The sequence below is a fragment of the Falsiroseomonas stagni DSM 19981 genome, from assembly GCF_900114315.1.
In the GTDB taxonomy this organism is placed as follows: domain Bacteria; phylum Pseudomonadota; class Alphaproteobacteria; order Acetobacterales; family Acetobacteraceae; genus Falsiroseomonas; species Falsiroseomonas stagni.
In genome coordinates this window covers 65,034-89,676 of record NZ_FOSQ01000011.1, presented here as the reverse complement: position 1 = coordinate 89,676, position 24,643 = coordinate 65,034, and the positions used below count along the sequence as shown (strand labels likewise).

Annotated in this window: 28 protein-coding genes; 13 read left to right on the top strand and 15 right to left on the bottom strand. The window is 70.7% G+C overall.

What is annotated here, in order from left to right; genetic code table 11:
* Positions 1–59: 59 nt before the first annotated feature.
* Positions 60–1,394: an acetyl-CoA hydrolase/transferase family protein gene (locus BM041_RS22615; RefSeq protein ID WP_092962175.1), complete on the top strand. Its 1,335-nt coding sequence runs from the start codon at positions 60–62 to the stop codon at positions 1,392–1,394.
* Positions 1,395–1,468: 74 nt separating this feature from the next.
* Positions 1,469–2,140 carry a lipid-binding SYLF domain-containing protein gene (locus BM041_RS22610; RefSeq protein WP_092962174.1) on the top strand — a complete coding sequence of 224 codons (672 nt, stop codon included), beginning with the start codon at positions 1,469–1,471 and terminating at the stop codon, positions 2,138–2,140.
* Between the two features lie 103 nt (positions 2,141–2,243).
* Here the strand turns inward: BM041_RS22610 and BM041_RS22605 are convergent, their stop codons facing one another.
* On the bottom strand, positions 2,244–3,284 hold the full coding sequence (locus BM041_RS22605; RefSeq protein WP_092962173.1) for a serine hydrolase domain-containing protein: 1,041 nt from the start codon (positions 3,282–3,284) through the stop codon (positions 2,244–2,246).
* 93 nt (positions 3,285–3,377) lie between these two features.
* Here BM041_RS22605 and msrA point away from each other — a divergent pair, with 93 nt between their 5' ends.
* The 5 genes from msrA to BM041_RS22580 all read left to right on the top strand — a co-directional run bounded on the left by msrA (position 3,378) and on the right by BM041_RS22580 (position 7,402).
* Positions 3,378–3,923 (top strand): peptide-methionine (S)-S-oxide reductase MsrA, encoded by a 546-nt coding sequence (gene msrA / locus BM041_RS22600; RefSeq protein WP_092962172.1) that lies wholly within the window; start codon positions 3,378–3,380, stop codon positions 3,921–3,923.
* A gap of 113 nt (positions 3,924–4,036) precedes the next feature.
* A complete protein-coding gene (msrB, locus tag BM041_RS22595; protein ID WP_092962171.1) occupies positions 4,037–4,477 on the top strand; it encodes a peptide-methionine (R)-S-oxide reductase MsrB in 441 nt (146 codons plus the stop codon).
* Between the two features lie 86 nt (positions 4,478–4,563).
* Positions 4,564–5,673, top strand: a complete 1,110-nt coding sequence (locus BM041_RS22590; protein ID WP_245762227.1) for a YncE family protein — start codon at positions 4,564–4,566, stop codon at positions 5,671–5,673.
* A complete protein-coding gene (locus BM041_RS22585) occupies positions 5,670–6,452 on the top strand; it encodes a polysaccharide deacetylase family protein (protein ID WP_092962170.1) in 783 nt (260 codons plus the stop codon). The genes BM041_RS22590 and BM041_RS22585 overlap by 4 nt, the downstream gene beginning before the upstream one ends.
* Complete coding sequence (locus BM041_RS22580; RefSeq protein ID WP_092962169.1) at positions 6,452–7,402, top strand: sterol desaturase family protein; 951 nt, start codon at positions 6,452–6,454, stop codon at positions 7,400–7,402. Before BM041_RS22585 ends, BM041_RS22580 begins: the two co-directional genes overlap by 1 nt.
* 6 nt (positions 7,403–7,408) lie before the next feature.
* Here BM041_RS22580 and BM041_RS22575 read toward each other — a convergent pair whose 3' ends face one another.
* The 3 genes from BM041_RS22575 to BM041_RS22565 all read right to left on the bottom strand — a co-directional run bounded on the left by BM041_RS22575 (position 7,409) and on the right by BM041_RS22565 (position 10,014).
* Entirely contained in the window at positions 7,409–8,752 is a 1,344-nt protein-coding gene (locus BM041_RS22575) for a sensor histidine kinase (RefSeq protein WP_092962168.1), read from the bottom strand.
* Positions 8,749–9,576, bottom strand: coding sequence for a PstS family phosphate ABC transporter substrate-binding protein (locus BM041_RS22570; RefSeq protein ID WP_092962167.1), 828 nt, complete (start codon positions 9,574–9,576; stop codon positions 8,749–8,751). The genes BM041_RS22575 and BM041_RS22570 overlap by 4 nt, the downstream gene beginning before the upstream one ends.
* A gap of 99 nt (positions 9,577–9,675) precedes the next feature.
* Positions 9,676–10,014, bottom strand: a complete 339-nt coding sequence (locus tag BM041_RS22565) for a YMGG-like glycine zipper-containing protein (RefSeq protein WP_092962166.1) — start codon at positions 10,012–10,014, stop codon at positions 9,676–9,678.
* A 209-nt stretch (positions 10,015–10,223) separates the two neighbouring features.
* Here BM041_RS22565 and BM041_RS22560 point away from each other — a divergent pair, with 209 nt between their 5' ends.
* Positions 10,224–11,336 carry a Kelch repeat-containing protein gene (locus BM041_RS22560; RefSeq protein WP_092962165.1) on the top strand — a complete coding sequence of 371 codons (1,113 nt, stop codon included), beginning with the start codon at positions 10,224–10,226 and terminating at the stop codon, positions 11,334–11,336.
* Positions 11,336–11,947 (top strand): histidine phosphatase family protein, encoded by a 612-nt coding sequence (locus BM041_RS22555; protein WP_092962164.1) that lies wholly within the window; start codon positions 11,336–11,338, stop codon positions 11,945–11,947. The genes BM041_RS22560 and BM041_RS22555 overlap by 1 nt, the downstream gene beginning before the upstream one ends.
* Before the next feature lie 6 nt (positions 11,948–11,953).
* Here the strand turns inward: BM041_RS22555 and chrA are convergent, their stop codons facing one another.
* The 10 genes from chrA to BM041_RS22505 form a co-directional block, all read right to left on the bottom strand.
* A complete protein-coding gene (gene chrA / locus BM041_RS22550; protein ID WP_139226146.1) occupies positions 11,954–13,285 on the bottom strand; it encodes a chromate efflux transporter in 1,332 nt (443 codons plus the stop codon).
* Positions 13,285–14,100 carry a chromate resistance protein ChrB domain-containing protein gene (locus BM041_RS31530; protein ID WP_092962163.1) on the bottom strand — a complete coding sequence of 272 codons (816 nt, stop codon included), beginning with the start codon at positions 14,098–14,100 and terminating at the stop codon, positions 13,285–13,287. The genes chrA and BM041_RS31530 overlap by 1 nt, the downstream gene beginning before the upstream one ends.
* A gap of 149 nt (positions 14,101–14,249) precedes the next feature.
* Positions 14,250–14,807 carry a YciE/YciF ferroxidase family protein gene (locus BM041_RS22540; RefSeq protein WP_092962162.1) on the bottom strand — a complete coding sequence of 186 codons (558 nt, stop codon included), beginning with the start codon at positions 14,805–14,807 and terminating at the stop codon, positions 14,250–14,252.
* 92 nt (positions 14,808–14,899) lie between these two features.
* A complete protein-coding gene (locus tag BM041_RS22535) occupies positions 14,900–16,636 on the bottom strand; it encodes an L-aspartate oxidase (protein WP_092962161.1) in 1,737 nt (578 codons plus the stop codon).
* Positions 16,637–16,796: 160 nt separating this feature from the next.
* Positions 16,797–17,405, bottom strand: coding sequence for a fumarate hydratase C-terminal domain-containing protein (locus BM041_RS22530; RefSeq protein ID WP_092962160.1), 609 nt, complete (start codon positions 17,403–17,405; stop codon positions 16,797–16,799).
* A 4-nt stretch (positions 17,406–17,409) separates the two neighbouring features.
* Positions 17,410–18,318 carry a fumarate hydratase gene (locus BM041_RS22525; protein ID WP_245762226.1) on the bottom strand — a complete coding sequence of 303 codons (909 nt, stop codon included), beginning with the start codon at positions 18,316–18,318 and terminating at the stop codon, positions 17,410–17,412.
* Positions 18,319–18,331: 13 nt separating this feature from the next.
* Positions 18,332–19,063, bottom strand: coding sequence for a sulfite exporter TauE/SafE family protein (locus BM041_RS22520; protein WP_092962159.1), 732 nt, complete (start codon positions 19,061–19,063; stop codon positions 18,332–18,334).
* Positions 19,060–19,407 (bottom strand): succinate dehydrogenase, encoded by a 348-nt coding sequence (locus tag BM041_RS22515; protein WP_092962158.1) that lies wholly within the window; start codon positions 19,405–19,407, stop codon positions 19,060–19,062. The genes BM041_RS22520 and BM041_RS22515 overlap by 4 nt, the downstream gene beginning before the upstream one ends.
* Positions 19,404–19,736 (bottom strand): succinate dehydrogenase, encoded by a 333-nt coding sequence (locus BM041_RS22510; protein ID WP_092962157.1) that lies wholly within the window; start codon positions 19,734–19,736, stop codon positions 19,404–19,406. Before BM041_RS22510 ends, BM041_RS22515 begins: the two co-directional genes overlap by 4 nt.
* The gene (locus tag BM041_RS22505; RefSeq protein WP_092962156.1) at positions 19,733–20,491 is read right to left on the bottom strand and encodes a succinate dehydrogenase/fumarate reductase iron-sulfur subunit; all 759 of its coding nucleotides are present in this window, start codon (positions 20,489–20,491) and stop codon (positions 19,733–19,735) included. Before BM041_RS22505 ends, BM041_RS22510 begins: the two co-directional genes overlap by 4 nt.
* A gap of 79 nt (positions 20,492–20,570) precedes the next feature.
* On the opposite strand from BM041_RS22505, the gene BM041_RS22500 reads away from it, so the two are divergent.
* Genes BM041_RS22500 through BM041_RS30995 form a run of 4 tightly spaced genes read left to right on the top strand, consistent with a single transcriptional unit; the run spans position 20,571 to position 23,699 of the window.
* Positions 20,571–22,163 carry a thiamine pyrophosphate-binding protein gene (locus BM041_RS22500; RefSeq protein WP_092962155.1) on the top strand — a complete coding sequence of 531 codons (1,593 nt, stop codon included), beginning with the start codon at positions 20,571–20,573 and terminating at the stop codon, positions 22,161–22,163.
* Positions 22,160–22,888, top strand: coding sequence for a GntR family transcriptional regulator (locus BM041_RS22495; protein WP_092962154.1), 729 nt, complete (start codon positions 22,160–22,162; stop codon positions 22,886–22,888). The genes BM041_RS22500 and BM041_RS22495 overlap by 4 nt, the downstream gene beginning before the upstream one ends.
* A 28-nt stretch (positions 22,889–22,916) precedes the next feature.
* On the top strand, positions 22,917–23,549 hold the full coding sequence (locus tag BM041_RS22490) for an MSMEG_1061 family FMN-dependent PPOX-type flavoprotein (RefSeq protein ID WP_092962153.1): 633 nt from the start codon (positions 22,917–22,919) through the stop codon (positions 23,547–23,549).
* Positions 23,550–23,573: 24 nt separating this feature from the next.
* Entirely contained in the window at positions 23,574–23,699 is a 126-nt protein-coding gene (locus BM041_RS30995) for a DUF3072 domain-containing protein (protein WP_092962152.1), read from the top strand.
* A 101-nt stretch (positions 23,700–23,800) separates the two neighbouring features.
* On the opposite strand, the gene BM041_RS22480 is transcribed toward BM041_RS30995, so the two are convergent.
* The gene (locus tag BM041_RS22480) at positions 23,801–24,556 is read right to left on the bottom strand and encodes a DUF1194 domain-containing protein (RefSeq protein ID WP_245762225.1); all 756 of its coding nucleotides are present in this window, start codon (positions 24,554–24,556) and stop codon (positions 23,801–23,803) included.
* Positions 24,557–24,643 lie beyond the last annotated feature (87 nt).

Here is a 24,643-nt window from a genome sequence, read left to right as displayed (position 1 = left end):
CCCGCCGCCCTTGGCGTGACGCGAAGGCACGGCGTAGTTTCGGCATCAGGAGGACCACGATGCCGCAATCGCGCAACCCGGGCGGCGCCCGGATGATCACCGCCGAGGATGCCGCCCTGCTGGTGAAGCCCGGCGACGTGCTGGATTACGGCATCACCTTCAGCCAGCCCGATGCCTTCGACCGGGCGCTGGCGCAGCGCGTCGGCGAACTCCGCGACATCACCATCCGCAACTGCCTGTCGATGCGCCCGCGCGCGGTGCTGGAGGCCGATCCCGAGGGCCGGGTCTTCACCATCTTCAACTGGCATTTCTCCGGCTATGACCGCCGCCAGCATGATGCGGGGCGGACGCACTACATCCCCTGCAATCTGGGGGAAATCCCGGACTACTACCGGCGGTTCATCGACCGGGTGGACATCGCCGTCATCAAGGCGACGCCGCCGGATGCCGATGGGTTCTACAACCTCGGCCCGACCAGCCTGTGGCATTGCGCGGTGATGGAGCGCGCGAGGATCATCGTGCTGGAGATCACGCCGAGCCTGCCCCGCGTGCATGGCAGCGACGTGCGGGTGCATGCGACGGAGGTGGACTACCTGATCGAGGGCGATGCGACGCCGACGCCGGAACTGCCGAGCACGACGCCCACCGATGTGGACCGCGCCGTGGCGCGGCTGATCGCGCAGGAAGTGGAGGATGGCGCCTGCCTCCAGATCGGCATCGGGGGCATGCCCAATGCCGTGTGTTCGCTGCTGCTGGAAGCGAATGTGCGCAACCTCGGCATCCATAGCGAGATGCTGAACGATGGCCTGGTGGATCTGTATCGCGCGGGGCTGGTGACAGGCGCGCGGAAGGTCACGGACCCCGGCCGCATCGCCTACAGCTTCGCGCTGGGGACGAAGAAGCTCTACGACACCATCACGGACAATGCTGAATTCATCTGCCATCCCGTGGACTTCACCAACATGCCGGATGTGATCGCGCGCAACCCGCGGGCGATCGCCATCAACAACACCACGCAGATCGACCTCCAGGGCCAGGCCAGTTCCGAAAGCGATGGCCACCGGCACATCAGCGGCACCGGCGGACAGTTGCAGTTCGTCCGCGGGGCCTATGCCTCGAAGGGCGGGAAGTCCTTCATCTGCCTGGCCTCGACCTATGAGAAGCGGGGCGAGCGGCGGAGCCGCATCGTGCTGGAACTGACGGCGGGGAACGTCGTCACCACGCCGCGGTCGGACATGATGTATGTCGTGACGGAATACGGGATCGCGAACCTCAAGGGGCGGTCGGTGGCGGAGCGGGCGAAGGCAATCATCGGCCTGGCGCATCCGGATTACCGGGAGGGGCTGGCGCGGGAGGCGCGGGCGAAGGGGCTGGTGCCCCCACACTATCTCTGATTCGTGAGGAAACGCGCCACGGCACCGCCAAGCTTCGGCACGAGAATGGACGCCAGCCGCAAGGATACCAGCCCGTGCCCATCCGCCGCCGTCACCTCCTGCCCCTCGCCGCGCTGCCCTTCGCGCCGCTGCCTGCCCATGCGGTGACGCGGCGGGAGATCGATGACCTGGCCGCCCCCGCGCTGCGGCGGATGCGGGAGGGGGAGGCGACGCGGGTGCTGTCGGAGAATGCGCGGGCGATCCTGGTCTTCCCGCGCATCATCCGGGCGGGCTTCGCGATCGGCGGGCAATACGGCAATGGCGTGCTCTATGCCGGCGGCACGCCGCATGGGCGGGTCGAACGCGTGCCCGCGCCGCTGCCGCGACCGCAGCCGCCGGGCACGCCACTAGCGCCGCCCGTGCCGGTGCCGCCGCCGACGCGGGTGGAGACTCCGGCGCCGGAGCCCTGGTCCCATCTCGGCTACTACAATTTCGCGGGCGCCAGCTTCGGCCTGCAGATCGGCGCGCAGGCCTATGGGCTGGCGATGTTCTTCATGACGGACGCCGCCTTCAGCTTCTTCCGCCGGACGGAGGGGTGGGAGATCGGGACCGGACCCTCCGTGGTCGCGCTGGATGCCGGCATGGCGGGGAGCCTGACCTCCTCCACCATGAGCCAGTCCGTCTATTCCGTGACCTTCGGGCAGCAGGGGCTGATGGCGACGCTGAGCCTGGAAGGGACCAAGATCACGCGCATCAGGCCTGATTAGGAGCGGTTCGCACCGGCTGTCGGCGCGAAATCCCCCACCCCTACCAGCCTTCGGCCTTGCGGCATTGCCGCAAGCCCCCGCAAGCGCGGGGGAGGGAGTTCGCTCAGCGGGCCAGGGCCCTCGCCACCATCGCGCAGAAAGCGCCCACCTTCTCCGGGTTCACCCAGCGCAGCACGGCGACCACATCGGCGCCGGGCCACATCCAGGTGACGTTGCCGCCGGCACCCATGGCGAAGACGCTGTCCGCCGGCGCGCCGGGCCAGCGCCCCGCGCCGTTCAGCCACCAGAGGAAGCCGTAGCTGGGGTTGAGGGGGCAGGGGGCGAGCGACTGCTTCACCCAGCCCTCCGGCAGGATGCGGCGCCCACCCCAGACCCCGTCATTCAGCACCAGGCGGCCGACCAGGGCCTGGTCCTCGGCGCCGATCCGCATGCCGCCGCCCCAATGCGTGCCGCCGGGGACGGAGGGGAGGCGGCGGCCATCGATCTCCACCCAGGCATTGTCATAGGGGTACCACACCCAGTCCCGGCTGCCGCCGATCGGGTCCATGATGCGCTCCGCGAAAATCTCCGGGAGTGGGCGGCGGAACAGGTGCAGCAGGCACAGGGACAGGCGGTTCACGCGGACGTCGTTGTATTCCCAGTAGCTGCCCGGCGCCTGCAAGGGGCGCGCGATGCCCTTCGGCCCGGCACCCTCCCGCGCCAGGTCGCGGCCACGGTCGATCTGGTCGGATTTGCCGAACAGCTCGCCCTCCCATTCCGAGGTATTGGTCAGCAGATGCCGCCAGGTGATGTTCGCGTTCTGGTCGCTCTCGAAGCCGCCATCATGGACGCGGCGGCGCACCGGCTCATCCAGGTCGGGCAGCAGGCCGTCGCCATGGGCGATGCCGGCCAGCAGGCTGAGATAGGATTTCGCCACGCTGAAGGTCATGTCCGCCTGGCGGGGATCGCCCCAGGTGGCCAGGCGGCGGCCGCCCTGCTCGATCAGGCCGTTGGGGGCGCCGCGGGGGAAGACGGGGCCGATGACGGCGTTGTGCGGCGGCGGGTCGAAATGGCTGCCCTCCAGATGCGCGAGCAGATCGCGGGGAAAGGGGGATTCGTGGGCCTCGGCGAAAGCGACGGCATCGGACAGGGACGGTTCGGTCATCCGCGCAGGGTGCCCCCGCGCGACGCATAGCGGAACCCCCTGACATGGCGCGGCGAAGTGCCCACATCCGCCCGCAACATGAGGAGAGAGACCATGCCCACGGAAACCGCGACGCTCGGTGGCGGCTGCTTCTGGTGCATCGAGGGGGCGCTGCGGCACCTCACCGGCGTCGCCAGCGTCCATTCCGGCTATTCGGGCGGCCATGTCGCCAACCCGACATACGAGGAAGTCTGCGGCAAGAAGACCGGCCATGCGGAGGTGGTGCAGGTCGTCTTCGACCCGGCCGTCATCTCCTACGCCGACCTGCTGCGGATGTTCTTCACCCTGCACGACCCCACCACCAAGGACCGCCAGGGCAACGACGTCGGCCCGCAATACCGCAGCATCATCCTGTTCCATTCGCCCGAGCAGGAGGCGACGGCGCGCACGGTGATCGCGGAGATCGAGGCCGCGAAGCTCTATCCCGGCCCGGTGGTGACGGAGGTGGTGCCCTTCCAGCACTACTGGCCCGGCGAGGCCGAGCACCAGGACTACTTCGCGCGCAACCCCTGGTCCGGCTATTGCCGGGTGGTGGTGGCGCCGAAGGTCGCGAAGTTCCGCAAGACCTTCGCCGACCGCCTGAAATCCGCGGCCGCCTGAGAGCTTGTGAATTAATGCCCGAAAGCGCCGGAATCCGAGGAAAAATCCCAATGATTTCAACGGGAATCAATGCTCAAGCTCGATTTTTTCACAGGCTCTGAGGGAGAAGAAGCATGTCCATCTTCGGCAAGACCAAGCCGGCCGGGTCCTTCCCGGTGGAGAAGACCGATGCCGAATGGCGGGAAATCCTCTCCCCGGAGGCGTTCCGCGTGCTGCGCGGCCATGGCACGGAACGGCCCGGCACCAGCCCGCTGAACGGGGAGAAGCGGCCCGGCATCTTCGCCTGCGCCGCCTGCGGGCATGAATTGTTCGATGCCGGCACCAAGTTCGAATCGGGCACGGGCTGGCCGAGCTTTTTCCGCCCACTGCCCGGCGGCATCGCCACCACGACCGACCGCAGCTTTTTCATGACGCGGACGGAGGTGCATTGCGCCAATTGCGGCGGGCATCTCGGCCATGTCTTCCCGGACGGGCCGCCGCCCACCGGGGAACGCTACTGCATGAACGGCGTCAGCCTGGCCTTCGTGCCGGCCGGAAACCCCGCGGCGGAATGACCTTAGTTTAGCCTCACGCCCGCTGGACATTCGGGTGGCCGGCCCCGATTTTGGGGGCGTACACGGCCACCCGAAAGTCCCTTCCATTGCGCTGGCGCCTTCCTTCCCTGGTTCTGCCGATCCTGCTGGCCCTGGCGCCGGCGGCGCGGGCCGACCTGGTCTATGTCCTCAATTCCGGGGAGGCCTCGATCACCGTGCTCGATGCCGTGACGCGGCAGGAAGTGCGGCGGATTCCCGTGCTGCGCGAACCGCACCACCTGGTGCTGACGCCGGACGGGTCCGAACTCGTCATCGCGGATAGCGGGGGGAACGAGGTCTTCTTCGTGAAGCCGGAGACGGGGGAGGTCCTGCGCCGCGCCCGCATCTCCAACCCCTACCACCTGGAATACAGCCCGGACGGGAAGTACCTGGTGGTCGCCAGCCTGCGGCGTGACCAGGTGGATATCCTGGACGCCGCGACGCTCGAACTGGTCCATCGCTTCCGCCCGGGCGACAAGCCGAGCCATGTGGCCTTCACCCCGGACAGCCGCACCGTCTTCGTGACCATGCAGGGGGACCGCGCGGTCGCGGCCTTCGACATGGGCACGCGCACCCATCTCTGGACCCAGGAAGTGGGGCCGGAGCCCGCGGGCATCATCTGGCACCGCGGCAGGCTGATCATCGGCATCATGGGCAGCGACCATTTCGTGACGCTCGACCCGGTGACGCGGGAGGTGCGGCACGCCTTCACGCTCGGCCGCGGCGCTCACACCATCTTCCCCTCGCCCGATGGCCGCAGCCTCTACGCCACCAGCCGCGTGGACAGCCGCCTGGCGGAAATCGATCCCGAGACGCTGGCGGTGCGCCGGACCTGGGCGATCCCCGGCGGGCCGGACTGCCTGACCTTCGATCCCGAGGGCCGGGTCTGGATGACGCTGCGCTGGATCGGCCGGGTCGCCGTGCTCGATCCGCGGGGCGAGACCTGGGAGACGGTGCGCGTCGGCCGGTCCCCGCATGGCATCTTCTTCAAGCCGCGGCGGGACGGGATCGGCGGCGATTTCGCGCTGAGCATGGCGGGCGCGACCTCCGGCACCCGTCCGCTGGCGGCGCCGCTGCCGCGCCGCCCCCATGCCGGGGCGCCGCCGCCCGCCGGCATCATGCCCGGCAGCATCCCGCCGGCGCCGGCCATCCCCGCGGCGCTGCGCCGCACGCCGTGACGCCCGATGCGTCGCAACGCGCCTTCGCGCGACGGGCATTCCTGGCGGGCGGCGGGTTGCTGCTGGCCGCGCCGGCCCTGGCGCAGCGCGCGCCGCAGGGCTGCCGCGGGCCGGTCTACCTGACCATCGATACGGGCTGGAGCCGGGAGGCGGAGGCGATCGCCGCCATCCTCCGCCGCCACGCCGTGACCACCACGCTGTTCATCGCCAACGAACCGACCTTCCGCGGCGACACCACGCTGTCCGATGCCTGGGCGCCCTTCTGGCGGGCCCGCGTCGCGGAAGGCCATGCCTTCGCCAGCCATACCTGGCGGCACTGGTACTTCGCGGGCGACCCCGGGCCGGGGCGCACCACCTTCCGGTCCCGGCGGAACGAGGGGCAGGAGGTGCTGGACCAGCAGGGTCTCTGCGCCGAACTCGCCCGGCCGATCGAGGCGCTGCGTCGCTTCGCGCCGGAAGCCCGCGTGCTGCCGCTGTGGCGCGCGCCGGGCGGCATCACCACGCCCAATGCGGTGCGCATGGCCGCCGCCTGCGGGCTGCGCCACCAGGGCTGGACGCGGAACGGCTTCCTCGGCGATGAGTTGGACAGCGCCGCCCACCCCAACGCCGCCCTGCTGCGCCGCAACCTGGCCGCGGTGCAGCCGGGGGAGGTGCTGGTGATGCATTGGGGCGTGCGCAGCCGGCGGGAACCCTTCGCCGGCATCCTGGAAGAATTGATCACCGGCCTGATGGCACGCGGCCTCTGCTTCGAGGCGCTGCCGGCCGAGGGAAGAGCGTGATGTTCGACTGGATGGCCGATACCTACGGCCTGTTCACGGGCTGGCTGTTCGAGGAAGCGGTGCAGCCCGCGATGTATGCGCTCGGCCTGATGGACTGGGCGGAGGAAGCCTTCCACTGGCTGGATTTCTTCGTCTTCGGGCTGCTCGGCATCGGCGTGGTCTACCTGGTCTGCCGGCCGCTGGAGGCCTGGCGGCCGGTGGAGCGGTGGGAGGATGGCAGCGCGGTCTGGACCGACGTCGTCTACACGCTGCTGGCGCGGCTCGGCATCCTGCCGCTGCTGGCCTTCGTGCTGTTCGCCGCCGTGCAGGTGCGGATCGAGGGCCTGATCGCTGATAGCGGCTGGGTGCCGCCGACGCTGGAAAGCACCTTCCCGACGCTGCGCGAATATCCGCTGCTGGCGCTGCTGATCTACATCGTCATCCTGGATTTCGGCGAATACTGGCGCCACCGCTTCCAGCATACCTTCGGCTGGTGGTGGGCGCTGCATTCCGTGCACCACGCGCAGAAGCAGATGACCTTCTGGACGGATGACCGGAACCACGTGATCGACGATGTCATCGCCGCCGCCTGGTTCGGCGTGATCGCGGTGGCGATCGGCGTGCCGCCGGGCCAGTTCCCCATCATCCTGCTGGTGCTGCGGCTGGGGGAGAGCCTGTCCCACGCCAATGTGCGGCTTGATTTCGGGCGGGTGGGGGAAAGGCTGCTGGTCTCGCCACGCTTCCACCGGCTGCATCACGGGCTGCTGTCCGCCGGCGCGACGGGGAAGAACTACGCGGTGTTGCTGCCCGTCTGGGACTGGATCTTCGGGACGGCGGATTTCGACCGTGGGCGCTATCCGAGCACGGGCGATCCGACGGCGCCCGAAAGCCTGGCCTCCGGCGGCTGGCTGCGGCAGCAGGTGGACGGGACGAAGCGCCTGCTGCGCGCGCTGCGGGGGCGGGACGCCTGAGGCGGGTCAGCCCGCCGGCCCCGCCGGCGGAGCCGGCAAGTCACTCACCGGCCCCGCCGGCCGGTTGTCCCGCGGCCCAGCCGGCAGGGTGATGACAAAGGTGGTGCTGCCGTTGGCGGACTCGGCCGCCAGCGTGCCGCCCATGTCGTTGATGATGCCGTAGCTGATCGACAGGCCGAGCCCCGTGCCCTGTCCCACCGGCTTGGTGGTGAAGAAGGGCGCGAAGATGCGCGGCAGGATGTCGGGCGGGATGCCGCCGGCTTCGTCGCGCACCGTCAGGCAGACCCATCCCTCGGTGGCGGCGGCGGCGATGGCGATGAGGCGGGGCGGCGCATCGGCATCCGCCGGAGGCTCCCCATAGGCGTCGCAGGCATTGGCGATGAGGTTCACCAGCACCTGTTCCAGCGGTACCGCCTGGCCGACCACCGGCGGCAGGTCCGGCGGCAGGGTGTCCACCACCCGCACGCGGTGGCGTTCCAGCTTGAAGGCCAGCAGGTCCCGCGCGCCCCGCACCGCCGCGGCCAGGGTGATGGGGGCGCTCGCCTCGCCATCCATGCGGCCGAAGATGCGCATGTGGTCGATGACGGTGGAGGCGCGCCGCGCCATCTGCAGGATGCGGTCCAGCCGGGCGGCCAGGCTGGGCGCGTCCAGCGCCCCGCGTTCCAGCTGCTTCATGGCGTTCTGGGCGGCCAGGGTGATGGCGGTCAGCGGCTGGTTCAGCTCATGCGCCATGCCGGTTGCCAGTTCGCCGAGCTGGGCGAGCTTGGAGGCCTGGGCCAGCTGCGCCACCCGTTCCCGTTCCAGCGCCTGCAGCCGTTCCAGGCGCTCCATCGATTCCGCCAGCAGCCGCAGGGGCAGCGTCCGCAGCAGCAGGAAGGAGCCGCCGGCCAGGGCGGTGCCGATCACGGCCAGGAAGACGGTCCAGGCCAGGACATCGCTGATGGAACGGGAGACCTCCACCGCCCCGGCGACCACGCCGGAATCGTAGATGGGCTGGCTGACCGTGATGGCCGGCTTCGTGGCGGGCGTCCCGAGGGTGGCGACCTGCGCGCCCGTCCGGTCCAGGATGCGCCAGTGCTTCGGGGCGACGGCCTCGGTGAAGGGGACCAGGCGTCCGGTGATCCGCGCATTCTCATAGACCCAGTGGTCCGGATTGCGGGTGACGAATTCGGTCATGACATTCGCCGCCGACCCGGCGCGTGCCTGGAGGGTGGCGGTGATGGAGACGCGCGCGGCGATGAAATAGGCCGCCGGCAGCGCCACCATGATGAGGATGGAGACGGTGAGGGCGAGCGCCGTGATGACCCGCACGATGCGCGGGTCGATCCGCCCGGTATCCAGGCCGGTCACGGCGGCGGCGGACCGTAGCCGAGGTTCATCAGCGTCGTGCGCGCATCATCCCCGGCGAGGAAATCGAGAAAGGGGGCCACGCCCGGGGCTGCGTCCGCGGCCCAGGCGATGTGCAATGTGCGGGAGAGCGGGTAGCGCCCCGCTTCCACCGCCGCCAGGTCGGGCACCACGCCATCCAGCGCCAGGGGGCGCAGGCGCAGCGCCTCCGCCCGCAGCTGGCCGATGGACATCATACCGATCGAGCCGGCCATGGCCTGCAGCGCTTCCGCATTCTCCTGGTCCGTGCCGACGGTGACGAGGCCGGGGCGCCGATGCGCGATGGCGACACTGCGCGCCATCTCCGGCGACAGGGCCGTCAGCAACTGCCAGTCCGCGTCCGACGCCTCCCGCCGCACCAGGCGGAGGCGGTTGCCCTCCGGCCAGTTCGTCACCTCCCCGCGCAGGATGGCGGCGAACTGGTCCTGGGTGATGGTCGCGCTGGCCGTGCCGCCGCCGGTGACGATGGCGATCGCGGTCCGGGCAAAGGCGCGCGCGCGCAGGCCACGGGCCGCTTCCTCCGGCAGCAGGGGGCGGGCGAGAAGGCCGAGGTCGATGGCGCGGGCCAGCAGGGCGCGGATGCCGCCGCCGGTGCCGAGGCTGGGCAGGAGGTCCAACCCGCGCCCGGGATGCAGCGCCGCGTAGAGCGCGCCGAGGCGGCGCATGGCGGCGAGCACCATGCCGGTGCCGCCCGCGCGCAGGACCGCTTCCTCCGCCCGCGGGGCAAGGATGGGCGTGGCCAGGGCGCTGGCCACCAGGCCCGGCACGGCACGACGAGGCAGGCGCATGGGAACCGGGATCCTCCGCCACACAATAGAGCGCGCAACGGTAGCCGCCCAGTTAGCACGGCGGTGAAAGGATCGGTGATGTGGCTGCTGGCCGGGACGCTACTTGTAGTTCGGCTGGTAGCCCTGCGGCGGCTGTCCATAGTGCCATTGGCCGTATTGGTCATGCCAGCCGCCATGGCGAGGATCGTAGGGCTGGGCGAGGCGCGGCTCCCCGGGGATGGCCTCGGGCTGCGGCGGCGGGGTGAGCGCCCCGGCCAGGGTGCCGAGGGCGCCGCCGATCAGCGCGCCGCGCCCGGCGCTGCCGGTGACGGAGCCGATCAGCGCACCGGCGCCGGTGCCGATGGCGGCACCCGCCAGCGCCCGCTGGTCGCGGTCATCGGGATCGGAACAGGCGGCCAGCGCCAACAGCGGCGCGAGGATCAGGGCAAGGCGAGGCATTCATCGGCTCCTGGTACGGGGCGGCCCGCCGCCCGGTCGCCGGGGCCGGGCCATCCAACGGGACCTATCGTTCGCCGCGGGCGATGGTTCCATGCCCGGCTGTTCGCCCCGGCGGGCGCCACCAGGACTCGCGCCGGCAGGCCGGATTTCCCCCTTTCAGGGATGTCACCCTTTCGCTATCTGGGATTCATTATCAGGGGGATCGGGACATGAACCGCAGGACGATTCTGGGCGGCGCGGCGGCGCTTCTGGGGGGTGCGGGGGCCGCGCGGGCGCAGCAGGCGGCGCCGCATCACGGCCTGCCCATCCCGTCGGACCGGATGGCGCCGCTGCGGGGCGCCGGCCCCGTCACGCTGACCCCCGCGCAATATGCGCAGCGCTTCGTGGACAGCCCCGCCCCCGTCGGCCCCCCCGGCCGCTGGGTGGAGCGCGCGACGCTGCCGCTGCCGCGCACGGAAATGGCCTGGGCCGCGGAATGGGACAACAAGCTGCATGTCATCGGCGGCTATGCCGAGCAGCGGGTGGACAACAGCTACCACCACGTCTTCGACCCGGCGGCGAACAGCTGGGTGGAGAAGGCCCGCCTGCCGCGCGGCGCCAACCATGTCGGCGTCGTCGCCAGCGCGGGGAAGATCTACGCCTTCGGCGGCTTCACCGCGCAGAACCGCCAGGCGGATGTGCTGGCCTTCGCCTATGACGTGGCCGCCGATCGCTGGGACCGCATCGCGGACATGCCGCGCCCGCGCGGCGCCGGCGCGCTGGCGGCGGTGGGGGGGAAGATCCACCACATCGGTGGCGCGTCGAACCCCGACACGGAACGCGCCTCGGTCGGCTGGCATGAGGTCTATGACCCGCAGGCGGATCGCTGGGAGCGCCGCAAGGCCCTGCCCGGCGCGCGGGACCATGCGGGCGTCGTCGTCCATAACGGCCTGATCCACATCGTCGGCGGCCGCTTCAACACCTTCGAATACAATACCGGCCTGCACCATGTGTACGACCCGGCGGCGGACCAGTGGACCACGCGGTCACCCCTGCCGACGCCGCGTTCCGGCCATGGCCTGGTGGTCTATCGCGGCCGCTTCTTCGCCATGGGCGGCGAAAGCGGCGTCTTCGTGAACCGGGAGCTGACCGGCCAGGTGCATGGCCAGATGGAAAGCTACGACCCGGCCTCCGACACCTGGCAGCACCACGCCCCGATGCCGACGCCCCGCCACGGCATGGGCGCGGTGACGATCGGGGACTTCATCTACGTCGCCGGCGGCGGCCCGATCGTCGGCGGCGGCATCAAGACGGCGGTGCACGAAGCCTTCACGCTGGGCTGATGCGCCGCCGTTTCCTCCTCGCCGCGCCCGCCCTCCTGCTGGCGCGGCCCGGCTTCGCCGCCACCGCGCAGGGGGAGGCCGCGCGCGCGCTGATCGCGGCGCTGCGCGCCGGGGGTGTCGTTGTCGTCATGCGGCACGGCATCACGGATCGCAGCCAGGTGGACACGGGGGACCTCTCCAACCGCGCCGGGCAGCGGAACCTCAACGAGGCGGGGCGGGAACAGTCGCGCCGCACCGGGCGCGCGCTGGCCGCCCTCGGCGTGCCGCTGGGGCAGGTGCTGACGAGCCCGGTCTTCCGGGCGCGGGATACGGCGGAACTCGCCTTCGGTGCGGCCGCGGTGGTGGAGCCGCTGCTGACCGCGGATGACTACACGCCCGATGCCGCGCAACTCGCCCGCCAGATCGCCTGGCTCAGGGCGCGGACGGGCAGGCCCTCCGCCGCTGGTGCCACGGACATCCTGGTGGGGCATATCGTGCCGCTCGGCATGGTGCTCGGCCGCGGGCTGGCGCAGGCCGAGTATCCCGAGGGCAGCCTGGCGGTCTTCGCGCCGGGCCAGGATGCCGGGCGGCTGATGGGCATCCTGGCGGCGGAAAGCCTTCCCGCCGCCTGACGGCGTTCAGCCCAGTAGCGTGCGGGCCGCGAAGCCCGCCGCGGCGGTCACCGCCAGCGTCCGCACCACGCCGAGCTTCAGGACGAACAGGCACACCGCCGCCAGCGCGCTCAGCGCCGCCGCATCGGGCACCAGCGACAGCGGGTCCGGCACGTCCAGCACCATCGGGCCGATCGCCAGCTTCTCCACCTGCGCGAAGATGACGCGCAGCGAGAACCAGAGCGCCAGGTTGGCGATCACGCCCACCACCGCCGCCGTCACCCCCGCCAGCGCGCCCTTGAGGCGTGGATTGGCGTGCAGCGTCTCCACGAAGGGGGCGCCGAGGAAGATGAAGGCGAAGCAGGGGGTGAAGGTGACCCAGACCGTGAGAAGGGCGCCCAGCGTGCCGCCCAGGATGCCGCCATCCCGGAAGGCCGCCAGGAAGCCCACGAATTGCAGGACCAGGATCAGCGGCCCGGGCGTCGTCTCCGCCAGGCCGAGGCCGGCCAGCATGTCGGCGGCGGACAGCCAGCCATGGAACTCCACCGCTTCCTGCGCGACATAGGCCAGCACGGCATAGGCGCCGCCGAAGGTGACCACCGCCATCTTGGAGAAGAACCAGGCGATGTCGCCGAAGGTGCCGGCGCCCATCAGCATCGCCACCGGCCAGACCCAGAGCGCCAGCGCCACCAGCCCGGCGCGGCGGGCGGCGGCCGTCATGGCCGGGATGCGGCCGGGATCGGCCGCGATCAGCGCATCCAGCAGCGCCGGCGGCCCCGCCTTGGCCGCGCCATGGCCACCGCCGGCGAAAGCCTGCGGCAGCGCATAGCCGACGAGGGCCGCCACCAGCACGACCGCGGGGAAGGGGACATCGAAGGCGAACAACGCGACGAAGGCCGCCAGCGCCATGCCCCAGGCGATGCCCCCCTTCAGCGCGCGCCGCGCGACGCGGATCAGGGCTTCCACCACCAGCACCAGCACGGCGCATTTCAGGCCGAAGAACAGCGCGCCCACGAGCGGCACATCGCCCAGCGTGGCGTAGAGGATGGTCAGCGCCAGCATCACCGCCACACCGGGCAGGATGAAGGCGAGGCCGGCCAGCAGCCCGCCCTTCACGCCATGCATCAGCCAGCCGAGATAGGTGGCAAGCTGCTGCGCCTCCGGCCCCGGCAGCAGCATGCAGAAATTCAGCGCGTGCAGGAACCGCGCATCGGAGATCCAGTGGCGCTGTTCCACCACCTCCCGGTGCATCAGCGCGATCTGCGCGGCGGGGCCGCCGAAGCTGAGCAGCCCGATGCGCCACCAGACGGGGGCGGCTTCCTTCAGCGTGGGGAAGGCGGGGCTCTGTTGCGTGTCCATCAGCGGGGCCCCGGTGCGGACCAGTCATGCACCTCCTCCGTCGCGTCGCGGCACCAGAGGTGGAAGGCGTCGTAGAGCGCGATGCCGGCGTCCAGCTGCGCCAAATCGTCCCGGTGCAGGCGCGACAGGCCGAGCGAGGCGGCGAGCAGCCCGGCCGCCTGGGGCGCGAGGTCGGGGCGCGACGTATCGGCGCCGCGCACCAGCAGCGCGAGCCGTTCGAGCGTGGGCGTGCGCAGGCCGAACTCCTCCAGCATCGTGTCGAAGGTGCAGCCATCGCCGCGATGGGTCCAGAAGACGCCCTCGATGTCGAAGGGGGTGGCGCCGAAGCGTTCCGCCACCGCCTCCACCTGCGATGCCGCGACGAAGAGGAAGACGGCGGAGGGATCGACGAAGCGGCGGATCAGCCAGGGGCAGGCGATGCGGTCCACCTTGGGGCGCGCGCGCGTCACCCAGACCGTGCGGCCCTGTGCATCCCGCGGCGGGATGGCGGCGGGTTCCACCAGGGGCATGCGGGCGTCGCGCCAGGCGACGAAGCCGCCTTCCAGCACCTCCGCCCGCGCGCCCTCATGCCGCAGCCAGGCGGCGACACCCTCGCTGAGCTTAAGGCCGCGCTGGCAGACCACGACCACGTCGTGGTCATCGAATGCCGCGGCCCAGTTGGCGACGTCGGCATGGGATCGCCGGTCGCTGGCGGGCAGCAGGCGCGGGTCATCGGCCACGTCATCCGGCGTCCGGACATCGAGGATGACCGGCGCGCCGGGCAGCCCGACCTGCCGGGCGAGTTGCTGCACCGTGATCGAAGTGTGGGAAGGCATGGGCGTCCATCCGGGGTGAGTGGACGCGATGCTTGGGCTGGCGCCTCACGAGGCGATCGCGACGGCCCCCATGCGCCATTGTTGGCGACGGCGGGGCGAGCCTGTCAAGCGGCGGAAGGCCCCGCCGGGCGCACCCGGCGGGGGTTTCATCAGGACGCCTTGCGACGGCCGCCGCGGCGGTTCTCGTTCGCGGTCGTGTCCTCCGCCGGCTCGCCCTTGGCGGATTGGATGAAGGCGGGGTTGACCTCGGCTTCCGCGACCTGCGTCAGCTTCTCGTCGGTCGCCTTCTCCTCCGCCAGGGTCTGGGCGAGAAGCTCGGCCAGCTTCGGCTGCCCGGCGGCCTTGGCGAGGGAGACCATCGTCCCATAGGCCGCGATCTCGTAATGCTCGATCCGCTGGCCGGCGGCGATGATGAGGACGTCCATCATCTCCCCGCGGTCATTCTCCTCCATCTCATGGGTCGCTTCCTCGACCAGGCCGCGCATCGCCTCGCACACCTTCCGGCCGGGCTTGCCGCCGATCATCTCGAGCGCCTGCTCGATGCGCTCCACCTGGCCCTCGGTCTGTTCCATATGCATCTGGATGCACTGCTTGAGTGCGGGGTGCGTCGCGTTCTTCAGCATCTTCGGCATGGCCCGCAGCGCCTGACGTTCGGCGCTGTAGGCGTCCTTGAGCTGGTCGATCATCAGCTTGGAAATGTCGTCCATGGCTTGAATTCCTCCGTCACCCGCGCCGCCCAATTGGCGGCCGTGGCAGAGGAACGGGGCGGGGTCCGCGCCGGTTGCCGTGACGGGCGTGACTATTCGGCGGCGGCGGGCAGCAGGCTCTCCCCGGGGCGGATGCGGCTGAAGGAGACGGGCTGCCAGTCCAGCGCGATGCGGTTATCCGCGCGCAGCGTCGTGATGGTGGCGCTGAGGCCGGCGCTGTCGCTGTCGGTCTGCGGGAAATCCTCCCGGAAATGGGCGCCGCGGCTTTCCCGGCGGGCCTGCGCCGCGGTGACGATGGCGCGGCTGACCAGCAGCAGAGAGCGGAGGTTGAGCCATTCCTGCCAGGCCAGGTCGAAGCCCCGCGCGCCATCGGCGATGCCGGTCGTGTCGAGATCGGCTTCGAGCGCATCGAGGCCGCTGGCGGCTTCGTTCAGCCCGGCTTCGTCGCGGAGGATGCCGGCCTTGTCCCACATCAGCTTGTGCAGCGCGTCGCGCAGCGGCGTGAGGCTGCGGGCGGGCCTGGCGAAGGGGGCTTCGGCGAGCGCGATGGCGGCATCGAGCGCGGTGGGGCAGGGGTCTTCGAAGGCGCCGTGGCGGGGCACAAAGCGCGCCATGCTGTCGCCGGCGATGCCGCCGAAGACGGTGGAGTTGGCGACGCCATTGCCACCCAGGCGGTTCGCGCCGTGGACGCCGCCGGTATCCTCCCCGGCCGCGAAGAGGCCCGGGAGATCCGTGCTGCCATCGGGGCGGAAGATGAGGCCGCCCATCATGTAATGCGCGGTCGGCACCACCGGCACCTGCCCGCCGGCCAGGTCGAACCCCATATCGGCGCAGCGTTCCACCATGCCCTTGAATTCGCGCCGCACGCGATCGGGGCCGAGATGCGCCATGGCGATGTAGAGGCCACCATGCTCGTTCGTGTTTTTCGAGAGCATCTCCCGGTACATCGCGCGGCTCACGATGTCGCGGGTGGCTCGTTCGCCACGCGGGTCATACTTGTGCATGAAGCGGCTGCCGTCACCGCCGAGCAGAAAACCGCCGGAGCCGCGCAGCCCTTCCTCGATGATCGTGCCGGTCATGCGCGTGCCGGGGCCGGCGAGGACGCCGGTCGGATGGAACTGCACCATCTCCATGTCCCGCAGCCTGAGGCCGGCGCGCAGCGCCATCGCCATGCCGTCGCAGGATTTGTCGCCGGAGGGGGTGTGGTAGGTGTACATGGTCGGGCCGCCGCCGGTGCCGAGCAGCACGGCCTTGGCCTTCGCGAAAACATAGTCACCGGAACGGATATCCAGCAGCAGCACGCCGCTGATACGGGCGCCGTCCTTGGACGGGATCAGGGCGAGGGCGCGGTGTTCCTCCAGCCGCTCGATCCCGCGCGCCCAGGTCTGTTCGGCCAGGCGGTTGATGATCTCGATGCCGGTCAAATCGCCCTTGTGGACGGTGCGGTCGAAGGTCTGGCCGGCGAAGGCCTTCTGGTGGATCGTGCCGTCCGCGTTGCGATCGAAGAAGCAGCCCCAGCGGTTTTCGAGTTCGCGGATACGCTGTTGCGCGACCGTGACCAGAGTCCAGGCGAGGTCCTGGTCATTCAGCCATTTGCCGCCATCGAGCGTGTCCATGAAATGACGCTCGGCCGAGTCCGCCGCGGCGAGGGCGACGTTGTAGCCACCCTGGACCATGCGGGTGCAGCCGGACTTTCCCAGAAGCCCCTTCACCGCGACCGTCACCTTGAGGTCCGGCGCGCCCGCCTTGGCGTGCAGCGCGCCCAGCAGGCCGGCGCCGCCGGAGCCGAGGACGAGGATGTCCGTGGTGTGGTGGCGGATGCGCGTCATCGCGGCCCTCTCGGGGATGACGGCACGCCGCAGCCGCAATCAGTTTGAACGGGGGCCTCCTGCGTCACGGGCGGGTTCTGCGGCAGGGGCTGGGAACTTCCGTCGGACGCGCCGACGAGAACGGCGATCAGGACACCCACGGCAACGACGACGATGGCGATCATGTAACCCCCAATCGGGCCAGCGCGGCGGCGCGCCGGTCCTGGACCTTCTGCTGGACCTCAGCGAAGAGGCTTCCGCCATGGCTGTCCATGGCCACCAGCAGGGGGCCGAAGTCACGGATTCGGAAGCGCCAGAGGCTTTCAGGGTTCAGATCGTCGAGGTCAACATCCTCGATCGCCTCGATCCAGGTTGTCTCCAGCGCCGCGGTGCCGCCGATGATGGCGAGGTAGACGCCGCCGAGATCGGCGAAAGCCTGTTGTGACGATTCACGCAGGCCGCCCTTGCCGATGATGATGCGCACGCCCTCGCGCTCCATCAGGGGGCGGGTGAAGCGTTCCATGCGGTCCGACGTGGTGGTGCCGATGCAGACGGCCTCATAGCCGCTGTCATTCGTGGCGCGCTTGTCCACCTTGCGGACATTGGGCGCCGTGTGGATCACGGCATGGCCGCGCAGGTCGAAGCGCGTGCGGCGGCCATGGTCGAACATGTGGATCTGCGTGGCGTCGCGGATGCCGAACAGCGTGTCCTGAAGCGTGACGTGGTCGCCGATCCGCAGCTTGCGGATATCGGCCTCGGTGCAGGGCATGTGCAGCGTGTGATGCGCCATGGCGTCAGAACCCGATGCTCACGCCATCCGGCGTGAAGGTGGCGGAGGCGCGGCGCGCGCTGTGGCACTGGATGTTGACGGCGACGGGGTTCATCGTGATGTGGGTCGCCGCGACCTCCACATGCACGGCGAAGGCGGTGCTGTCGCCGCCCAGGCCCTGGGGGCCGATGCCGAGGCTGTTCACCGCATCGGCCAGCGAAACCTCCAGCGCCGCGCCCTGCTCATCCGCGCAGCGCGAACCGAGCGGCCGCGTCGCGGCGACCTTGGCCAGGTGCATGCAGAGATCGCTGGTGCCGCCGATGCCGATGCCCATGATGGTCGGCGGGCAGACCTTGCCGCCGGCCTTCATCGCGGCATCGATGACGAAGCGCTTCACGCCGGCGAGCCCATCCGCCGGGATCAGCATCTGGAGGAAGGAGCCGTTCTCGCTGCCCGATCCCTTCGGGATCATGGCCAGGCGCAGCACGCGCTCCTCCTCCACGAAGTCGATGTTGATCACGGGAACATGCGTGCCGCAGCTCGTATGCTCGTTCTGGCGGGTGATGGGGTGGACGACGGAGCTGCGCAGCGGGTGTTCGCGCGTGGCGCGTTCCGTCCCGCGGCGGATCGCCTGCTTCAGCGCCCAGCCATCGAGTTCGACGTTGCGGCCGATCTCGACATTGAAGATGGGGATGCCGGTGTCCTGGCAGAGCAGGTTCTCCGTCCGCTCCGCCACGCCGATATTCTCGACCATCGTGGCCAGGATGGATTGCGCGGTCCCGTCCGTCTCCGTCGCGACCAGGGTGGAGAAGCCCGCCTTGATGTCGTCGGGGAGGATCTTCAGCGCGCGGATGTAGAGCAGCTTGGCCGCTTCCTCGATCGCCTCCGGCGCGATGCGGAGCGGTTCCACACCCTGCCTCGTCATCAGCGTCATCGTTCTTCCTCCCTCACACCACCAGCGACAGGCCGGAGAGCAGCAGCAGCACCAGCAACACCAGGCGAAACCCCTCCGGCGGGATCAGGCCATAGGCACGGACGCCGAGCCAGGCGCCGGCGGCCAGCGCGGGCAGGCAGGCCAGCAGCATGATGGCGCTGTCGGCGGTGAAGAAGCCACCGGCCAGAAGGCCGATCGTGGCCAGCGCCTGCATGGCGATGATGAAGGGCTGGAAGATGGCGCGGGCCTCATCCTTCCGGAGCCCCTTGAGGTCCCCCCACATCGCCGGCAGCGCGCCGGAGAAGCCGCCGATGCCGCCCAGCACGCCGCCGGCGAAGCCGATGCCGGCATCGGGCAGGGGGCCGGTGGTGAAGGCATGCGGCGCGCGCTTCAGGGCGATGCGGGCCAGGGTGTAGCCGGCATAGACTACCAGCAGCGCGCCGACGCCCGCCGTGATGGCCTGCGCGCTGGTCACCTTCAGCACCAGGATGCCGAGTGGCGTGCCCAGCACGCCGCCCACGACATAGGGCCGCAGCACCGCCCAGCGCATGGCGGGCAGCACGGCGCGGATGGTGCCGAGTTGGATCAGGAAGGACCCCACCACCAGCACCGGCGCCGTCTCCTGCGGCGGCAGCCAGTGGAACAGGATACCGGCGGCGATCAGGTTGAAGGCGAAGCCGGCCATGCCGGAGGCGAAGGCCGCCACGAAGCAGGCGCCCACCATCACCAGCATCGCCGTGTTCATGCGCCGAGGTTCAGCAGGAACAGCAGCCCCGTGGCGAAGGCGATGCCGGCGGAGGCCGCGACCATCGTCTTCTGCTGCGCCCGCCAGCCCAGGAATTCCAGCGCCAGCACCCTGAGCCCGCCCGCGAGATGCGCGGCCAGCAGCACCACAAGGACCGTCTCGGCGGCCTTCAGCACCGGGTTGTCGGTCCATCGGAGAAAGCCGTCCAGCGCGGCCTCCCCCCGGATGGCATGGCCCAGCGCCCAGAAATGCAGGGGCAGGAACAGCGCCAGCGCCAGGCCGGACAGGCGATGGACCAGGAAGGCGATCCAGGCGGGGTGGCCGCGGCCGCGCCAGCGACTCATGCGCCAAACAGCCCGAAGGCGGCGCGGATGCCGAAGGCCGCCGTCAGCAGGCCGATCGCCACCCAGGCCAGGTCGAAGCCCCGCCCGCGCCAGCCCGCCCATTCCGCCGCGATGGCGCGCAGCCCGATCGCGCCATGCAGCCCCGCCGCCAGCGCGAAGACGCTGTAGAAGCCGAGCCAGGCCCAGCTGCCTTGCGTGCGGCCGATGATCTCGGCCGCCGAAAGCCCGCCCCGCACCGCGACCAGGATGGTGACGAGGTGCACGACCACCGCCACCGCCAGGATCATCGCCGTGCCGCGCTGCACGGCCCAGAGCTGCACGCCGTTCATCGCACGCCCCAGAAGATGCCCCGCTTGAGCCCGGCGATGGCGCCGGAAGGGTCGATGCCCTTCGGGCAATGGGCGGTGCAGGATTGGGTGGAATGGCAGGCATGGCAGCCCGCATCGCCGGCCACCGCCGCCAGCCGGTCCTTCTTCCCGCCGTCCCGCACATCATTCACCAGCGTCCAGGCCCGGTTCAGCGCGGCGGGGCCGAGGTAGTCCGGGTTCCAGGCGACGATGTCGCAGCCGGCGTAGCAGACGCCGCAGCCGATGCACTCGATCCCGGCATCCGCGGCCTCCCGCTGCTTCGAAGCCGGGGGGACCACGGCGAAATCCCCCACGGCGAAATCCCCCGGGGCGAATTCCTCCGGCACCGCGCCATCGGGCGCGTCCTTGGGCTGGAAGCTGCCGCGGGCCTTGGCCCATTTGTCGAAGAAGGGGGCCATGTCGGTGGCCAGGTCGCGGATCACCGGCAGGTTGGCCAGCGGCCGCAATTCCAGCGCGCCATCCTTCGCGACACGGCTGACATGGGTGCGGCAGGTCCAGCGCGGGCGGCCATTCACCACCATGGCGCAGGACCCGCACATGCCGACGCGGCAGGCGAAGCGATAGGCGAGGGTGGGATCGACCTCCCGCTGGATGTGGGTGACGACGTCCAGCACCGTCTGGTTGGCCCGCGCCGGCACCGCGTATTCCGCCAGCGCGCCGCCTTCGGCGTTACCGCGCCAGACGCGGACGCGAAGTCTGGGCGATGCCTCGCTCAACGCCGTCCTCCCCTTGCATGATCAGAGGCTTGCATGGTCTTGTATCAGACACAAGACCCTGATCCGGAGCGTATCATCCATGACATTGCGCGGCGCCGACATCCTGGTGAAGGGCCTCCAGGCGGCGGGGGTGGGGCGGATCTTCTCCCTCTCCGGCAACCACATCATGCCGGTCTATGACGCGCTGGTGGGATCGGGGATCGAGATCGTGCACACCCGCCACGAAGCGGCCGCGGTGCACATGGCCGATGCTTGGGCGCGGCTGACGGGGCAGGTGGGTGTCGCGCTGGTGACGGGGGGGCAGGGCCATGCCAATGCCGCCGCCGCGCTCTGCACCGCCTGGCAGGGGGAGGTCCCGGTTCTGCTGCTGTCGGGCCATGCGCCGCTGAACCAGATCGGCCTCGGCGCCTTCCAGGAACTGGACCAGGTGGCGATGGCGGCGCCGGCGGCCAAGGCGGCCTGGGCGGCGCAGACGGCCGCCGGCATGGCGGCGGATGTGGCCAAGGCCGTCTCCCTCGCGATGTCCGGGCGCCCCGGCCCCGTGCATTTGTCCCTGCCCACCGATGTGCTGGAGGCGGAGGCGGTGGATGCGCCCGTGCCCACCCCCGCCATCACGCCGATGAAGCTGTCGCCCACCACGGCGGGGCTGGTCGCGCAGGCCATCGCGGGGGCGGCCAGGCCGGTGCTGGTGGCGCCGCCCGCCCTCTGCACCCCCGCCGGCTTCGCGCTGCAGCGGGCGCTGGAGGCGGCATCCGGCCTGCCGGTCCTGCCCATGCAATCGCCGCGCGGCCTGGCGGACCCGACGCTCGGCCTGCTGCGGGAGGTTCTGGGCCAGGCGGATCTGGTGGTGCTGATCGGCAAGCCGCTCGACTTCACGCTGGGCTTCGGCAAGCCGATGCCGGCGGATTGCCGCTTCATCCTGCTGGAGCCGGAGGCCGCGCTGGTCGGCCGCGCCCAGGCGCTGCTGGGGGAGAGGCTGGTCCTGGCCGCCATCGCCGACCCGACCAGCGCCATCACCGCGCTGACGGCCGCCGTGAAGCCCGGCCATGCGGAATGGGCGGCCACGGTGCGGGAAGCGATCACCTGGCGGCCCGCCGAGTGGTCCACGCCGCAGGCGGCTGGGCCGATCCGGTCCGCGACGCTCTGCGCCGCCGTGAACGACGCGGTCGCCCGCCACGGCGCCACCTTCATCTGCGACGGGGGCGAGATCGGGCAGTGGGGCATGGCGATGGTGAAGGCCGCGACCCGCGCCGTGAACGGCGTGGCCGGCGCCATCGGCGTCGGGATTCCGTTTGGGATTGGCGCCCGCGCCGCGCGCCCCGCACCCGTCATCGCGCTGATGGGCGATGGGTCCTTCGGCTTCCACATGGCGGAGATCGACACGGCCGCCCGCCACGGCCTGCCCTTCGTCGCCGTGGTCGGCAATGACAGCCGCTGGAATGCCGAACACCAGATCCAGATCCGGGACTATGGCGCCAACCGCGCCCATGGCTGCGAACTTGCCCCTGGCACCCGCTACGATCTGGTGGCGGTGGCCCTCGGCGGGCATGGGGAACAGGTGACGGAAGTGGCGGAGATCGGGCCGGCCATCGACCGGGCCATCGCCTCCGGCAAGCCGGCCGTGGTGAATGTGGTGCTGGACGGGCAGCCGGCGCCGACGCTGAAGCGATGAACGCGCTGCGCCCTGATTCCCGCCCCCTCTACGCGCAGACGGAAGCGATCCTGATGCGCCGGATCGCGGAGGGATTCTGGGCGCCGGGCAGCATGATCCCGCCGGAGCCCGATCTGGCCGCGGAACTCGGCGTCTCCCCGGGCACGGTGCGGAAGGCGCTGGGGGGGCTGGAACGGCGGCGGCTGATCGAGCGGCGGCAGGGCAGGGGCACCTTCGTCGCCGCCCATACCTCCGAACGCGCGCTGTTCCATTTCTTCCGCATCACCGCGCTGGACGGGCAGCGCCGCGCGCCGACCAGCCATGTGCTGGAATGCGCGACGGTCGCGGCCAGCGCGGAGGAAGCCCAGCCACTCGGCCTGGCGGCGGGCGCGGCCCTGCATCGCGTGAAGCGCGCACGGCTGATCGCCGGCGCCGCCTGCATCCTGGAACGAATCTGGCTGCCCGAAGCGCGCTTCCCGGGCTTCGCCCTGCCGGTGGGCCGGGAGATGACGGATGAACTCTACGTCCTGTACCAGCGCGACCATGGCGTGACGATCGCGCGGGCGGAGGAACGCCTGGCCGCCATCGCCGCCGCGCCGGACGATGCCGGGCTGCTGGGGCTGGAGGAGGGCGCGCCCCTGCTGGAGATCGCCCGCATCGCCTTCGACCTGCAGGACCGCCCGGTGGAGCGCCGCGTCACGCTGCTGGACACGGCGGCGCATCGCTACATCGCCAATCTCGACTGAGGCGCCGGGCGGGGGCAGGATGGCGCCCATGCCCGAAGCGCCCCTGACCGATCCGCACGCCGTGACGAGCCTGGAGGCGCTGGAAGCGCTCTACGGGCCGCCGAACCACAACTCCGTCATCAAGGTGCGCCGCGACCTGGATGCGCCGAGCGCCGCCTTCATCGCGGGCAGCCCCTTCTGCATCCTCTCCACCCGCAACGCCGATGGGCGGGTGCATGGCACGCCGCGGGGCGATGGGCCGGGCTTCGTGCAGGTGGCGTCGCCGACCGAACTCCTCCTGCCCGATCGCCGCGGCAACAACCGCCTCGACGCGCTGCGCGACATCGTCAGCGACCCGAATGTGGCGCTGCTGTTCCTGGTGCCGGGGTCGGGGGAGACGCTGCGCGTCGGTGGCAAGGCGGTCATCAGCACCGACCCGGCGCTGCGGGCGCGCCTGGCGCATCAGGGGAAGGAGCCGGCGACGGTGCTGCGCGTGATGGTCGAGGAGGTGTTCTTCCAGTGCGCCCGTGCCTTGCTGCGGTCGAAGCTCTGGGGCGAGACGAGGCGCCCGGCGAGCCTGCCGACGGCGGGTGAGTTGCTGGAATCGGCGACGGGAGGCGCGGTGGATGGGAAGGTCTATGACGCGGAAGCGCCGGGGCGCCTGACGGGCAGCCTGTACTGAGGGCGGTGGGAACCGGCTGGTGGGGTGAAGGTTCTGGCAACACAGGACGGAGGACCACCCCATGGCGCGGCAGCCGACCCCGGCCTCAGCAAGGCTGATGCCTCCAGGCGCATCGATGCGTTGCAGGAAAAGACCGGCCGTGGCCGTTAACCCTCGCGGTCCAGGGTCCCGTTGGACCCTGGCGAGGGGGTTTCAGGGGGAGCAGCGCTCCCCCTGATTTACCGTACGAACAATGGGATAGCCGGCGTTCCTCACGCGAAGGCGCGCTCCACCAGCGGCCCTGGCGGCGGTGCGCTGGCGATCTCCCGGATGATCTTGCGCTTCACCGCCGTCTCGAAGGCGTCGAAGCCCTCCGCCACCATCAGGAAGGCGCCAGGGCCCCCGATGACTTCCGTGCGGTAGTAGTCATCGAGCGGGGGCAGGCCGGCGGCCCAGGGGGTGGGGGTGCGGTCCAGCACGGCCAGGCCGTTCAGGACGATGCCCTTCTCCAGCGCGTCGGCGCGCGCATCGGCGACTGGCCGGCCGGAATTGTTCACGCCGTCGCCGGAGATGTCCACGACCTTGCGCGTGCCTTCATAGCCGCGGCCGAAGAGGTTGGCGGCGTAGTCCATGGCGCCGGAGATGGAGGTGTAGAGCCAGGTGCGGCGGGGGGCGGCGTCCACCGCGGCGGCGAAGCGTTCGCCGGCGGCGGGGCCATCGATCTTCATCCAGGGGACCATCATCTCCTGGATGTGCCAGTCGGACCAGGTGAACATGGTCACCGCGATCTGGCCGAGGGGCCCGCCGGCGATGCCTTCCAGCAGCTTGGGGTCGCGGAAGGCGGCGGCGTAGCCGTTGAACTGGAGTTCCTGTTCGACCTCATCGACCGAACGGCTGACATCGACGGCGAGGACCAGTTCGACATCGACGGGTTCCTGCGCGCGGGCGGCGCCGGTGCGGAGGATGAGCGGGGCTGCCAGGGCGCTGCCCAGGACAAGTCTTCTGCTCAGGAGCGGGGAGGTGCTCACGTGCGGTTTCCTTCACCATCGTGGTGGCCGGTCTTGCACGTACCCTCCGCCCGTTAATTAGGGACGAATTTGCTGCACCGCAACATC